Source organism: Mesobacillus sp. MER 48 (assembly GCF_023714225.1).
GTDB classification, from domain to species: Bacteria; Bacillota; Bacilli; order Bacillales; family Cytobacillaceae; genus Mesobacillus; species Mesobacillus oceanisediminis_A.
Genome location: NZ_JAMAUR010000003.1, coordinates 186321 through 200122, shown reverse-complemented (window position 1 = coordinate 200122; position 13802 = coordinate 186321). Strand labels below are relative to the sequence as shown.

The window sequence follows — 13802 nt, the reverse complement described above, 5'->3', positions numbered from 1 at the left end:
CAGTGTTTTTTTTGTTAGTTTATGGTAAACGTAGAGAATATGCTTCATTTCGTAGAGATTATAGCCTCTTCCGTAGAGAATAAGCAGCATTCCGTAGAGATTCCAGACCAAACCGTAGAGAATAACCCGGATTCCATAGAGATTAGTTGCTATCGACCGAAATAAACCTCCACAAGAAAAAAATCCCATCCCATTTCCGCAAGTATTAATAGGTTTTACCCCCTAGATTTGATAGAATAAGCTTAATAATATGTAATTTTACGGGGATGGTGACATAGGGGTGGCACAGGATTGGTTCATTGAGCTTTTGAAGGGGACGGGCAGGCTTCTGCTTCACCCTGTGTTCTATTATTCTTTTATTATAGCTGCGGTCCTTGGGGTTGCGCGCGTGAAGCGGGAGCGGAAAAACTTCACGGTCCGGTCGGAAGATGCTTATTTTGAGCTAAGGCAGCTGTTTCCGCTTGGTCTGCTTGTCGGTCTGCTGATTTCCGCAATCACTATTGGAGCAGGGCTTACGATACCATTCGCGGCGATTGTTTTAATTGCGGCGGCGACATTGCTATTGAGCTTTACCGCGAGAGTGAGGCTGCTGGCTCCTGCCTATACGGTTGGCGCTGCTTTTTTTGCTCTAGCTTTTCTGTCGGGCAAAAACATCGAGCTTCCGCTGGCCGGCGATTTATTTTCAAATTTGGATGAAAAAATATATCCTTCCATCGCGATTTTGCTGGCACTGCTGACAATCGGTGAAGGATTCCTTATTTTAAAGAATGGCAAAAAGGGAACTTCTCCAAAATTAGTTAAAAGCAAGCGCGGCCAGACGGTCGGTGTTCATGAGGTGAAACGGCTGTGGCTGGTTCCGGCATTCATGCTCATTCCAGGAAACATCCTGACCATGCCGTTCGAGTGGTGGCCGGTGTTCACGCTTGGCGACAATACATATTCATTGCTTCTCGTTCCATTCGCGATCGGCATGCATCAGCAAATCCAGGGCATGCTGCCGAGGGAGGCCATTCAGCAGCAGGGCAGCCGGGTGATTGGACTTGGCATCCTGGCCGTACTGATTGCTGCAGCCGGGTACTGGTACCCCATCGCGGCCATCGCAGCCGTGTCTATCGCGATCATTGGCCGCGAAGCTTTGACTTATACCCAGCGGATGCAGGAAGAAAGCCGTCCGTTCTATTTTTCCAAAAAGAATCATGGCGTAATGATTCTCGGCATCCTGCCAGGATCGCCAGCCGATAAAATGGCCCTGGAAGTAGGGGAGCTTGTCACAAAAGTCAATGGCACGAACGTCAATGACGAAAAAACATTTTACGAGGCTCTTTCGCGAAACAGGGCACATTGCAAGCTGGAAGTGCTTGATACGAATGCGCAAATCCGTTTTGTGCAACGGGCGTTATATGAAGGCGATCATCACGAACTTGGTATCCTTTTTGTTCAGGATGAGAAAAAGTGGGACAGTGAAGTTGGATAAGAAACCAAAGCGGGAGCCATCACACGAGACTCCCGCTTTTTTCGTATTATTCCACAACCCCTGTCCGCAGAATCTCGAAGTCCACCTTTACATTAACCTTGCTATCCGGATACATCTTGTGCCATTTCGATGCAGTCAGGTTTGTGCCTCTGACGCTTTTACGGTAAATTTCGCCAAACCCGAATGGATCTGCTCCGGCCACGCGCGCCTTTTCAACCAGGTTCTCAATTTCGGAGGTGATTTTTTCACTAAGTCTGTCTTCCAGTTTTTTTAGTAGTACTGGGTTCTTAATGTCCATTACTTGATTGACCTCAAGCAATCTTGTTGTTAATTTGATTTTCATTTCGAACTGGAGGTTGTCTTTGTTGAGCAGGTTGATATCACTTTTGCTTGTGATCGTATCCAGGACCACGGACATTTGGTCAGGAGCTTCAATTGACTCCGGAATACCAAAACCGCCTTTTGGGATGGTTATTTCTATTGCTCCTGTTTTATATCGGTCATTGACCAATTTCAGAAAAAATGCTTCATCGGGATTGGCCTTGCTGACCATTTTATCATTCTTGAACAACGCCATGCCGGTAATGATAATTTCTCCGTTTTCCCCCCTTATAGTGGGCAAAACCGGGTCAGTTCCTGCAGCATAATAATCTTGCATGACTTCCTGCAGAGTTGACGAGGGGATTTTTTCCCCTTTTATATTTTGATCTAGTTCCTTATAAATGAGCTGGCTGATATCGGAAAACCCCGCGTTTTTCTGTTTGAGCAGTTTATGTGTACTGCCTTCAACGACTGCAAGATAGGTGAGATTGCTGATAGCCGGATCCCGTGCCAGGGTGTCTACGAGATTGATGATACCTAGCTGTGCGAACTCTTCGCTGACTAGTGCTACCCGGAGTTGACCTGATTGCAGCTTTTTAGGGCTTTTTAAATCAGCTTTGTTTTTCGCCCCTTTGCTAGTCTCTGATTTTGCGGAAAGGATAATGGAATTCTGAGCTGCCTCTGGATCAATTTGCAACAGTACCATTGTTACAAGAACATTTTTATCTTCTGTCGTATCATATCCGATTGTTGTGACCAAACCCATTCGCTCCAATGTTTTCGGATCAGCACAGCCGGAAATGATGATGGCAAGGATCGCAATGATGATTTTATTCATTTTTCTGTACATTGGCCTCATCCTTTTTTCGGAAAAATTTCTTTTTGACTAGAACTGCACCGAATAGCAGGAATGGATAGATAAACACGATATAGAAGGCACCTTTTGCGAAATAATCGTTCATCATATTGATTTGTACCCTGGTGAGTGGATAAAGCAGGGTCAAGAATAAAAATATCAGCAACTTCCAACTGACTTTCTGTTCCTTTTTACCAAAAACCCTTGAAATACCTCGGGTAGCCGCCCACATATAGAGCATCAAGTTCGGCATGATCAGCAACACCCAGAAGGTAATAGCCACGTATTCAAATCTTTCTATGAAAGGAAAGCGGACGATTGTTAAGAGAGAGAGAGTTCCCCAAATCGTCCGTTCCAACTGTCCTCCGCTAAAATAGGCCAGGGAGACCACCATAATCGTGAGGTAAAGGATGGTGGTAAAAAAAAGGCCTACTTGCATATATTTGTGGACCTTGTCTTTTTCTTTTAAAAAAGGATAGATTACATAGATGATCTCAAAGCCGACGACAGTGAATGTCATTTGTTTTGTACCCCTTAAAATTTCCGGAATGCTCGCTTCGAACATCGGAAATAAGTAATCCAAATTGGCGAACTGGAAGGGATAGGCAAGCAGGAGAATTAGCCAGAAGGACAGACCTACACTAAAGAAGCATACTCCTACCACTGTCCTCAGTCCTCCATTTAGTCCGTAGTAGACAAGGTAGAGAAGAGTAAGGGAGATCAGCCAGTCCGGTACTTCAGGGAAAATCCACGCCTGGATAACTTCAATATAATTTCGGACAATGATGTGGAATCCTCCAAGAAAATAAATGACAAATAAGATATTGAGCATGTTCCCGAACCATTTTCCAAGTACATCATATTGAATTCCATAGAGGTCCGTATTCTCATAGGCTTTCAAAGTCTTGACCATGATGAACCCAACGATTGCAGTTGCAACACCACTCAAAATAACGGAAATCCAGGCATCATGCTTTGCTTCCATATAAATGACCCTCTGGAATCCCTGGATGCCTACGCCTACCTGCATGGAAAAAATCACGAATACGAGCAGCATGGTATTGACCATACTCTGCGGTTTTACCTCGATCAGGATTTTCATTCATAACACCACATCTTTATTCTTTGGTTTTTTGGGCTCTGAATTTCATTTTGTCATCTGGTCTTGCCTGTTTTGGACGTCTATTGGTCCAGCCAATCGGGAGACGGATGATGCTGTCCCGCCAGTCTGCAAATCTCGGCGGGTAAAAAGGAGCCAGAAATGGGCTTCCAAGACTGGATTGGCGGATCAGGTGGATCAGCAGGAAACAAAAGCCGAACATCAGCCCGTAAAAACCCCAAAAACCAGCTAAAATAATTAAGGGAAAGCGCAGGATCCGTATGACATTGCCCATCGTATAGTTTGGTGTTGTAAAAGAGGCAAGGGCGCTAACGGCAATGATGATGATCAGGATGTTGCTTGTGAATCCGGCATCTACTGCAGCTGTGCCAACAACGATACCGCCTACGATACCCATTGTCTGGCCGACTTTCGTTGGCAGCCGGGCTCCTGCTTCCCGGAGGAGCTCAATCATTGTTTCGAGCAATAATGCCTCAATAATGGGCGGAAAAGGAACACGCGATCTTGATTCACCGAGAGGGACCAGCAATGTCTGCGGAATGATTTCGTAATGGAATGTCAAAGACGCAACATAAATGGCGGTGAAAAAAATCGAGACTATCATGGAAAAAACGCGCAGGATCCTGATAAAAGTGGCAATTTGCCATCTGACACTTTCATCCTCCATGCTCTGAAAAAATTCGATGAAGGTTTGCGGTGCTCCGATGACCTGGACACTGCCATCCACCAGTACCACTACTTTTCCGTTCAAAAGCCATGCACAGGCACGATCTGGTCTTTCCGTCAGCAGCATTTGCGGGAAAATCGCCAGGGAATTGTCTTCGATAAGCTGGATCAAGAAAGAGCTATCAAGGACTGAATCGATGTCGATGCTCTGAATCCGTTCACGCATTCTGTCAACCATCTCTTCATCGGCAATATCTTTTAAATAAAGCAGCGCAACCGCAGAATTCGTTTGTTTTCCTACTTTAAAACTTTCATTGCATAGATTGGCATTTGTAAGAAAACGGCGAAGCAGTGATATATTCGTTGCCAGACTCTCATTGAAGGCGATTTGCGGTCCCATCACCTGGGATTCATTTTCCGGCCTGGTCAATGAGCGGTTTTCCTGGGTAGCCACAACTGCGCTGATAATGACAGGGTATCCAGTAGAATGGACCAGTACGGCACCTTTCAGTATCGAATCGACACCATCTTCAACGTACTTATGCTTCGAAGTGCTCGAAACCGTTATGCTCTTTAAAGCTTCATCCGGTGTAGCAGAGGTGCCAGCCAAACGCGATAAAATATCCTCATTCAACATTTTCTTATCAGTCAAAGTGTCGAGGAAAACAAGGGTGAAACCATTGGCCAATTCTTTTGTGTTTAGGTCGGCACTATGATGAAGACGCTCTTTCATAATGTTGATGAATTCATCTTTGGATACGGGGATTAACTCCTTGTCGTCGAGATTTTTTTCATTCATGCTGTCAGGAGCTTCACGTTTCTGTTTCTTGAAGAACATAAAAAATCCCTCCGATGCCAGTCATCTACACAAAAGGTTTTGCATTATAGGGAAAAATTATACTGATGATAGATTTTGTGATTGTATGTATCAACTAAAAAAAGAAGCTGGCGTAATGCCAGCTTCCTTTTATATGAGGCCTAGTGAATCAAGGAATACAATGATGATGACGATTGGAACGATGAACCTCATGACATTGTACCAGAGATTAAAAAGCCAGCTGCCTGTTTTGGAATGTTGGAGAAGCTCCTGCCTTAAAACTTCTTTCCTGATTTTCAGCGGAACGAAAATCGAAATCAGCAGGACTCCAAGCGGCATCAGGATATTGCTTACCAGGAAGTCGGCTGTGTCAAAGATGTTTTTTCCGAAAACCGTTGCCTCCGCCAAAGTTCCAAAAGACAGGGCAGATGGGATGCCGAGCAGGAAGATCAATCCGCCGGCAATCCATGCGAATCTGGCGCGCTTTTTACGATCGCCTTTTGCAAGAGTGGCGACGACAATTTCAAGCATCGAGAATGCCGAGGTCAGTGTCGCGAACAAGAATAAGGCTAAAAACAGCAGCAGGAACAGCTCACCGAAAACCATTTTTTCAAAAACCGCTGGCAGGACGACGAACAGCAGTCCCGGACCTTCAGCAGCTTCAAATCCGAGTGAGAATACCGCCGGAAAGATTGCCAGTCCGGCAAGCAGTGCGATGAACAGGTTCATCCCGACAACCGACAGGGCCGGCTGTACAAGGCTGCCTTTTTTCGGCAGGTACGAACTGTATGTCACCATCACCGAGACCCCGATGCTCAGGGAGAAAAAGGATTGTCCCATCGCGAATAAGATGCTTTCGGAGGTGATGCTTGAAAAATCCGGAGCGAGGAAGAACTTTACTCCAGTTAACGCGTTATCGAGCGTGAGTGAACGGACGATCAAGATGATGAAAAGCAGGAACAGGGCAGGCATGAGGATTTTACTCGCTTTTTCAATGCCAGACTGGACGCCTTTTGCGACTACCACGATGGTGATCAGCAAGAACGCAGCCTGCGCGGCGAGTACGCTCCACGGATCGCTGATCGTCTTCCCGAACAGCTCACCATAATCGGTGCCTTCCTGAATCACCCCGCCAGCAAGCCCCTTTATAAAATAAACACTGATCCAGCCGCCAACCACACTGTAAAAGCTAAGCAGCACGAAGCTGGTAACGACACCGAGTATCCCGATCAAATACCATTTGCTTTTAGGCGCGATTTCTAGATAAGCACGAATCGCTTCTTTTCCAGTACTGCGGCCGATCACGAATTCCGCAAGCAGGAGCGGCAGGCCGATGAACAGCGAAAATAAAATGAACATGAGGAAAAACGCTCCGCCGCCGCTGACCCCCGTCACATACGGAAGCTTCCAGATTGCCCCGATTCCGATTGCCGAACCGGCTGCGGCAAGGATAAATCCAATCTTTGATGACCATTGCTCTTTCTCCATGTTGATTCTCCCTTTTCTCTCTATTTCAGCTGAGCCGCTGGACGTCAGGGCAAAATAAAAAGCCACGCCGCTATCCAACGATCTGGATAGGGACGTGGCTGAACACGCGGTACCACCCTATTTGGAAGCAAAAATACGCTTCCCGCTCAAGTTAATTGGATAACGGCCAAGTCCGTTCCTTTTTTACAATGTGTATTAAAGGAAAAGCTCCAAGAACGAAATTCACCAGGACTTTGTATCAGTTTTCACCAACCACTGATTCTCTAGTAACAGGGAGACCGGCTTAATAAACTCTCTTCAATGCTTCAACTTATTAAAATGTAATACTCGAAATTATAGTATGATAAGAATATACTGTCAAGCTTCTTTTTCAGAGAATTGAAACAAGCTATAATTGAGGAAACAGCAGGAAGTTGGAGGAGAGTGCATGCTGACACTTATTAAGAATGGCGAGATTTACGCACCAGATCACCTTGGTAAAAAAGATATTTTAATTGTCGATCGAAAAATCGGATTCATCCAGGATGAAATCGAAGTTCCTGAACAGTTCGTCGATGTGAAAGTTATTGATGCTGAGGGCAAGACGGTTGTACCAGGCTTCATCGATTCCCATGTCCACCTGATTGGCGGCGGCGGAGAAGGCGGGTTCCGAACCAGGACACCGGAAATCCAGCTGACCCAGGCGACAACTGCCGGCATCACGACGCTGGTCGGTGTTCTCGGCACTGACGGCACGACACGAACGATGCCGAGCTTGATTGCCAAGGCACGAGCGTTAGAAGAAGAAGGCATCACGACCTATGTGCAAACGGGCTCCTATCAGGTCCCTGTCAAAACGCTTACCGGCAAAATTGAGGACGACATCATTTTGATTGATAAAGTAATCGGGGCGGGCGAAATTGCGATTGCCGATCATCGTTCATCCCAGCCAACTGCCGAGGAGCTGGCCAAAATCGTTTCGGCAGCGAGGATCGGCGGGATGCTCGCTGGAAAAAGCGGCATCGTCAATATCCATGTCGGCGACAGCCTAGACCATCTGAAGCTGATCGAGGAGGTCGTCGAGAATACCGACATCCCGATCCGGCAATTTTATCCGACCCATATCAACCGCAATCCCCACCTGTTTGAAGCAGGCATTGAGTACGCGAAAAAAGGCGGCTGGGTTGATTTCACCACCAGCTCCATCCCGAAGTTTTTGGAGGAAGGGGAGGTCAAATGCAGTGTCGGTCTCAAGCGGATGCTTGAAGCGGGCGTCGACATCAGCCAGATTACCTTCACTTCCGATGGACAGGCGAGCCTGCCTGATTTTGATCAAAATGGTGAACTGATTGGTTTGCAGATTGGCCAGGTTTCGTCTTTGTACGATGCTGTTAAGGAAGCCGTAGTTTCGGAGGGGATTCCGCTTGAGGTCGCCATCCGAGTGATCACGGCGAACCCGGCAGCCGTTTTAAAGCTTTCACAAAAAGGCCGGATCGAAACAGGACGTGATGCAGACCTGGTGCTGCTGGATAAGGACCTTGAGATTGATACGGTCATCGCAATGGGAAAAGTAATGGTAGAAAACAAAGTTCCGCTAGTGAGAGGGACATTTGAATGATTAGAAGAACCTTGACCATAAGCGGTCAAGGTTCTTTTTGACTTGGTCGATATATCTGTAAATGTGGTCGATATATTCGGAAAAGTGGTCGATATATTTGAAAATCCGCCGAAATAATCAAAAATGTGGTCGATAAAATCAGATTTTTCGCCAATAAACCCATTTTACCGGAATTCGGAAGCAGGAATATGGGTGCGAAATCAATGAAACCTTACCCAAACAGCAAAAAAACGGGCAAAAACCCGCATTTTTTAAAAAATCATCGACAAAATCATTCCGCCAACCGCACCAGTAACAACGACAATCCACGGTGCGAGCTTCCAATACACTAGCATGCTGAACAAAACTGCTGCAAACACGAAATCAACAGGCACGAGAATGGAACTTGTCCAGATAGGATGATAGAACGCCGCAATCAGGATGCCGACAACAGCGGCATTAACGCCCATAAGCGCTCTGCTGATCTTGCTGTTCCGTCTCAATGCATCCCAGAAAGGCAGTGTCCCAAGGATCAGCAGGAATGCCGGAAGAAAAATTGCCGCTGTCGCGAGCAGTCCGCCCTTCCAGCCGCTGATGACTGCTCCGATATAGGCAGCGAAGGTAAACAAGGGTCCGGGTACTGCCTGGGCAGCGCCATATCCAGCGAGGAAGGCTTCCTCACTCAGCCAGCCTGTCGGCACGAATTCGCGTTCAAGCAGAGGCAAAACTACATGTCCTCCGCCAAAAACAAGTGAACCTGATCGATAAAAGCTATCGAACATCGCAATCCAGTTTAGTGAAGTGGCTTCCCGTAAAATCGGCAGGAGGATGAGCAAACCGAAAAAGAGTCCCAAGCTGACATACCCAACACCTTTGGAAATCGGGAAAGTCATCCGATCGTCTGCAGATGCAGTATGGGACTTGAATAAAACATATCCTAAAATTCCAGCGATGATAATCACGCCAATTTGCGTGAACGCTGTTTGCCACAGCAGAGTTGCAGCGAGCGCAAATAAAGCAATCGTCTTCCGCGGCAGATCGGGAGTGAGCTTCTGTGCCATTCCGAGGATAGCATGTGCCACCACCGCGACAGCGACGATTTTCAAACCATGAATCCAGCCTGCGTCTCCAATATCGAATCCCTGTAAAATCAAAGCGAAGACGATAAGTGCCAGAACAGAAGGCAGGGTGAATCCAAGGAATGCGAACAATCCTCCGAGTAATCCGCCGCGCATCAGCCCCACGCCGATCCCGACCTGGCTGCTTGCCGGGCCAGGCAGGAACTGGCATAATGCCACGAGATCCGCATAGCTTTTTTCGTCCATCCACTTCCTGCGGCGGACATATTCTTCATGGAAATAGCCTAGATGGGCGACAGGCCCGCCGAAAGATGTCAGGCCGAGCCTGGTCGAAACCATCAAGATTTCCAGCAGCGACTGGAAAGTTACACTTTTTTTCTCTGTCATTTCTTATTCTCCTTCATAACTAATTGAAAACGCTCATTGAAAAAAGATTTATAGGCCATCTGCAAATACAAAATCACCGTCAGTGACACACTTCCGACAATCCCAAGCATGATGGCGATCTGGTATTCCACGGCAACGATGGGGGAGGTGCCGGAAAGAATTTGACCCGTCATCATTCCCGGCAGGAATATGATTCCCATCCCGACCATTGAGTTGATCGTTGGCAGCATCGCAGAGTCAAAAGCCTCGTTGACGACTTTCCTTGCGGCGTCCTTCGGGGTGGCGCCAAGCATTAAGGCGCCTTCAATCTCATCCTTGTGCGAAGTGAATCCCGAAATTAAATGATTCACCCCTAGCGAAACACCAGTCATCGAATTTCCGATGATCATTCCGGCAATCGGGATGAAATAACGCGGTTCGTACCATGGAGTAACATCCAGGATAACGAGAATGAAAAAGAACAAACTCGAATGGATGCCGATTGCCATAGCATAGGCAATATACTTTTTCATCCCGCTTCCAAGAGGGTGCTTTGTACGTTTGTACACATTATAAATGGCAAAAATCTGCATGATGGCAATGATCAGCAAGGTATACCAGGGGTTAGGATTATCAAACAGATAGACGAGAAGGTACCCGACCAGTACAAGCTGGATGGACATTCGCACAGTAGCCAGCAGGATTTCTTTTTCCCGGCGGATTCCGCGAACCCTGACAATGATGATTAATATCAGGATGAAGATATAGGCAGCAGCAAGCTGCAGTAACGATAGATCCATTACACCATCCATCAGAGCCCCTCGCTTCCAAGGGAGTATTGGGACAAGTCAATCGTATTCTCGGCTGCGAGCTCTGCCAGTTCCTTTGAATGAGTGATCATAATGACTGTTTTCGAATGCTTTTTTGCATACTCGTAAAATCTTGTTAGCACAGTACGGGCTGTTTCTTCATCCAGCGCGGAGGTCGGCTCGTCCAGCAAAAACACCTCGGGATCCAGCAGCATCGCCCTGGCCCAGGAAAGACGCTGTTTTTCGCCGCCAGACAGGTTCTCCGCTTCATCGCCCAGCTTTTTATCAAGCATGAATAATTCGAGCATTGTCTCCATTTCCTTAACACTTGCTGCTTCTTTTCCGGAAAAAGAAAGGCCAATCTGCAAATTATCTTCAATACTGCCCTGAAAAATAACCGGCGCCTGCGACACCATAACAACCGTTCTTCTGAGCTGAAGCGGATCGAATTCGTTGATTGGTTTGTTTTTATAAAGAATCTTCCCTTCATCAGGGCTGGACAGATCATTCAAAAGCCTCAAGAGCGTCGACTTCCCGCTTCCGCTCGGTCCAAGAATGCAGGTGAATTGATTTTCCGGAATCGTCAGCTGGTCGATTTGTAAAATTCCGTTTACAGTCACATTCTGAAGTTTAAACAAACTGCTTCACTCCCATCATCCGCTGAATTCAGATACATTCCTGGTCAATCCTTGATTTCCTTAAAAAGCTCATACGCTTTCTTTTGGGCTTCCTCAAGCACCCTGTTTCCTTTGTCCGTTGTCCGATAGTATTTGCGTATTTTCCCTTCGACCTTTCTTTCTTCTTTTATCAGCAATCCATCTGATTCCATACTGTGCAAAATCGGGTAGAGAGTCCCGGCGCTCAAACTGTAGCCGTGTTCTTTAAGCTCTTCCAGCATCCACAACCCAAAAATCTCTTGCTCTTTTGCATGATGCAAAATATGGATCTGGATGAACCCGAGAAAAAGTTTCCTGAGAACTTTATCCTCCATGTAAAATTCCTTCTTTCCCTGATATCGAAATCCAATAACGAAACTCGATATCATTTTAACTTATCAAGAAAATAAATCAATTATTTTGCTACTATCCTTCCCTAATGAAAACAAATAGTAAATTCTACTCCGGAAATTTGCAGATTTTATCAATTTCAAAAAGCTGTAAAATTTCTCAGCTTTATATTTTGGTTTGTGATGAACTTAACATTTTCGCAGGAATGGGCGGGATTATCATGGTGGTAGATTTCCGAAAAGGAGGGCTCAAAATGAGTCGTTTAAATGTAAAAATGATTAGCCTGTTTGCTTCTGTTGGACTTGTTCTTGCAGGATGTGGGACGGGTGCTGCTACTAAGGTTGAAAAGAAACCTGAAGTGAAAGCGGCCAAACAAGAACAAGTTTCAGGAAAATATTATTTCACCGCCAATGAGGGCGGGACCATCAGCAAGGTCAATGTCAAAGATAATAAGGTGGCCGATACCATCAAGGCAGATGGAGTTGTTCATAATATCCAGCTTTCGCCTGATGGAAAAGTGGTTGCCGCAACACTAATTCCTGAATCTGGGCACGGGCATGGCGGTCACGAAGGAGGAACTTCTGGAAAAGTAGTATTCTATGATGCCTTTACAAATGAACTGTTAAAAGAAGTGGAAGTTGGGAATCATCCGGCGCATATTGTGTATTCAGGGGATGGCAAATACGTATTGGCAACAAACAACGAGGATGACACCGTTTCAGTCATTGACGCGGCAACCTATAAAGTGATCAAAACCGTTCCGACAGGCGATGGCCCACATGGTTTCAGGATTTCTCCAGACAGCCAATTCGCCTATATCGCCAATATGGGTGAGGACACAGTAAGTGTAATCAATCTGGAAACATTCCAGGAAGAAAGAATGAATATAGGAAGTACACCTGTGACAACAGGAGTGACCAAGGACGGAAAGACCCTGGCAGTAACCCTTTTCTCAGAAAACTCACTAGCCATAGTCGATCTAGAAACGAAGCAAGTGGCCAAGGTGGAAGTTGGTACAGGCCCGGCACAGGTCTATATTGGTCCTGACAGCAAGTATGCGTATGTCGCGAACCAGGGCACCGAGGAATCCCCTTCAAGTTCCATGTCAATAGTCGATTTGGAAGCAAAAACGGTTGTCGATGAGATCAAGACAGGAAATGGCGCCCATGGTGTAACGGTAAGCAGTGACGGAAAATTCGCCTATGTCACCAATATGTTCGATAACACAGTTAGTATCATTGACTTGGATAGCAAACAAGCAGAAACAATCGAGGTCGGGGAAATACCTAACGGAATCACGATCATGAATTGATTCGAAAAATCCACACATTTTCCACTTTTTCACGGTATGATGGAAATAAATTCATTCTAAATAAGCGTGAAGGAGGATGGAGATTAATTGGAAACAACTGAGAAAACCATAAAGCTGGCCGTTAATGGCGGCATTGATTTTGGCTCCAAACTGAATGCCAGGCAGCTGCTGGCCCTGGCGAAATATCTGGGAGAGGACCAGGAGCTGGAGCTGACGACGTTTCAGCAGCTGTATATCGAAATACCGGAAAGCCGAAAAGAAGAGGCAATCGCAGAGTTTGAACAGGCTGGCCTCAGCTGTTATCCAGTTGGGAGCTTTGTGAAAAGTCTCCGCACATGTAATTTTTGCAAAGGAGCGGAGGAGGAAGGGATGCCCGTTGCCATTGAACTGAACAAAAGGATCGCCGGCAAAGCTGTCCCTTTTACCCTGAAGCCAGCGTATACGGGCTGCCCGGTCGGCTGCGGTGAACCGCTCATTAACGATATCGGCATAATGAAAGTGAAAGACGGCTACAATCTATATGCCGGGGGAAAATCAAAGGGGCAGGATGCTGCACCGGGAAGCCTGTTATATGAACAGCTTACTCCGGATGAGCTTTATCAAAGCGTTGAGAGTCTCATAGACATATATAATGAGAATGGGAAAAAGCGCGAGCCGGTCCATAAATTCATTGTCCGGTTTGGAAAAGAAGAGCTGTTGGAGATGATTAATACAGCGTGTCAAAAGTAAAAATAAGATGATTTCATATTCTGCTATCCAAGGCTGGAGAGCATATGGACATATCCAATTTTCTGGATTTGTCCATATGCTTTTTTTGTTTTATAAAAATAATTTTGACACTTTCTCCACACTTACATATAATAAAAAACAAAAGTTGCACTAAGGAAACTTTTTAAGGTGGAGGAAATATT

General features: G+C 46.0%; 12 protein-coding genes and 1 other annotated feature. Of the genes, 4 read left to right on the top strand and 8 right to left on the bottom strand.

From position 1 onward, the window contains the following. Positions 1-280: 280 nt before the first annotated feature. Entirely contained in the window at positions 281-1474 is a 1194-nt protein-coding gene (locus tag M3593_RS12490; protein ID WP_251543044.1) for a PDZ domain-containing protein, read from the top strand. A 46-nt stretch (positions 1475-1520) separates the two neighbouring features. Here the strand turns inward: M3593_RS12490 and M3593_RS12485 are convergent, their stop codons facing one another. The 4 genes from M3593_RS12485 to M3593_RS12470 all read right to left on the bottom strand — a co-directional run bounded on the left by M3593_RS12485 (position 1521) and on the right by M3593_RS12470 (position 6742). Further along, positions 1521-2645: a Ger(x)C family spore germination protein gene (locus M3593_RS12485; RefSeq protein ID WP_251543042.1), complete on the bottom strand. Its 1125-nt coding sequence runs from the start codon at positions 2643-2645 to the stop codon at positions 1521-1523. Further along, entirely contained in the window at positions 2626-3753 is a 1128-nt protein-coding gene (locus M3593_RS12480; RefSeq protein ID WP_251543040.1) for a GerAB/ArcD/ProY family transporter, read from the bottom strand. Before M3593_RS12480 ends, M3593_RS12485 begins: the two co-directional genes overlap by 20 nt. Before the next feature lie 16 nt (positions 3754-3769). Beyond that, entirely contained in the window at positions 3770-5275 is a 1506-nt protein-coding gene (locus tag M3593_RS12475; protein WP_251543038.1) for a spore germination protein, read from the bottom strand. Positions 5276-5404: 129 nt separating this feature from the next. Then, entirely contained in the window at positions 5405-6742 is a 1338-nt protein-coding gene (locus tag M3593_RS12470) for a sodium-dependent transporter (RefSeq protein WP_251543036.1), read from the bottom strand. Positions 6743-6827: 85 nt separating this feature from the next. Beyond that, positions 6828-7052, bottom strand: a binding site (T-box leader). A gap of 117 nt (positions 7053-7169) precedes the next feature. Here M3593_RS12470 and iadA point away from each other — a divergent pair. After that, entirely contained in the window at positions 7170-8339 is a 1170-nt protein-coding gene (gene iadA, locus M3593_RS12465) for a beta-aspartyl-peptidase (RefSeq protein ID WP_251543034.1), read from the top strand. Positions 8340-8590: 251 nt separating this feature from the next. Here the strand turns inward: iadA and chrA are convergent, their stop codons facing one another. From chrA to M3593_RS12445, 4 genes are read right to left on the bottom strand one after another with little or no spacing between them, the layout of a single operon-like run. Continuing rightward, the gene (gene chrA / locus M3593_RS12460; RefSeq protein ID WP_251543032.1) at positions 8591-9784 is read right to left on the bottom strand and encodes a chromate efflux transporter; all 1194 of its coding nucleotides are present in this window, start codon (positions 9782-9784) and stop codon (positions 8591-8593) included. Then, on the bottom strand, positions 9781-10575 hold the full coding sequence (locus M3593_RS12455) for an ABC transporter permease (protein WP_251543030.1): 795 nt from the start codon (positions 10573-10575) through the stop codon (positions 9781-9783). Before M3593_RS12455 ends, chrA begins: the two co-directional genes overlap by 4 nt. Beyond that, the gene (locus tag M3593_RS12450) at positions 10575-11210 is read right to left on the bottom strand and encodes an ABC transporter ATP-binding protein (protein ID WP_251543028.1); all 636 of its coding nucleotides are present in this window, start codon (positions 11208-11210) and stop codon (positions 10575-10577) included. Before M3593_RS12450 ends, M3593_RS12455 begins: the two co-directional genes overlap by 1 nt. Before the next feature lie 44 nt (positions 11211-11254). After that, positions 11255-11563: a PadR family transcriptional regulator gene (locus M3593_RS12445; protein ID WP_144477991.1), complete on the bottom strand. Its 309-nt coding sequence runs from the start codon at positions 11561-11563 to the stop codon at positions 11255-11257. A gap of 269 nt (positions 11564-11832) precedes the next feature. On the opposite strand from M3593_RS12445, the gene M3593_RS12440 reads away from it, so the two are divergent. Together M3593_RS12440 and M3593_RS12435 are read left to right on the top strand one after the other, a co-directional pair. Next, positions 11833-12891, top strand: coding sequence for a YncE family protein (locus M3593_RS12440; RefSeq protein WP_251543026.1), 1059 nt, complete (start codon positions 11833-11835; stop codon positions 12889-12891). A gap of 87 nt (positions 12892-12978) precedes the next feature. Next, positions 12979-13620, top strand: a complete 642-nt coding sequence (locus M3593_RS12435) for an NAD(P)/FAD-dependent oxidoreductase (RefSeq protein ID WP_251543024.1) — start codon at positions 12979-12981, stop codon at positions 13618-13620. Positions 13621-13802: the final 182 nt, after the last annotated feature.

Excerpts from the sequence above, each read along its gene's own strand:
- M3593_RS12480 (WP_251543040.1), bottom strand. The coding sequence starts at position 3,753 with ATGAAAATCCTGATCGAGGTAAAACCGCAGAGTATGGTCAATACCATG.
- M3593_RS12470 (WP_251543036.1), bottom strand. The coding sequence starts at position 6,742 with ATGGAGAAAGAGCAATGGTCATCAAAGATTGGATTTATCCTTGCCGCA.
- M3593_RS12475 (WP_251543038.1), bottom strand. The coding sequence starts at position 5,275 with ATGTTCTTCAAGAAACAGAAACGTGAAGCTCCTGACAGCATGAATGAA.
- iadA (WP_251543034.1), top strand. The coding sequence starts at position 7,170 with ATGCTGACACTTATTAAGAATGGCGAGATTTACGCACCAGATCACCTT.
- M3593_RS12455 (WP_251543030.1), bottom strand. The coding sequence starts at position 10,575 with ATGGATGGTGTAATGGATCTATCGTTACTGCAGCTTGCTGCTGCCTAT.
- M3593_RS12485 (WP_251543042.1), bottom strand. The coding sequence starts at position 2,645 with ATGTACAGAAAAATGAATAAAATCATCATTGCGATCCTTGCCATCATC.
- M3593_RS12445 (WP_144477991.1), bottom strand. The coding sequence starts at position 11,563 with ATGGAGGATAAAGTTCTCAGGAAACTTTTTCTCGGGTTCATCCAGATC.
- M3593_RS12440 (WP_251543026.1), top strand. The coding sequence starts at position 11,833 with ATGAGTCGTTTAAATGTAAAAATGATTAGCCTGTTTGCTTCTGTTGGA.
- chrA (WP_251543032.1), bottom strand. The coding sequence starts at position 9,784 with ATGACAGAGAAAAAAAGTGTAACTTTCCAGTCGCTGCTGGAAATCTTG.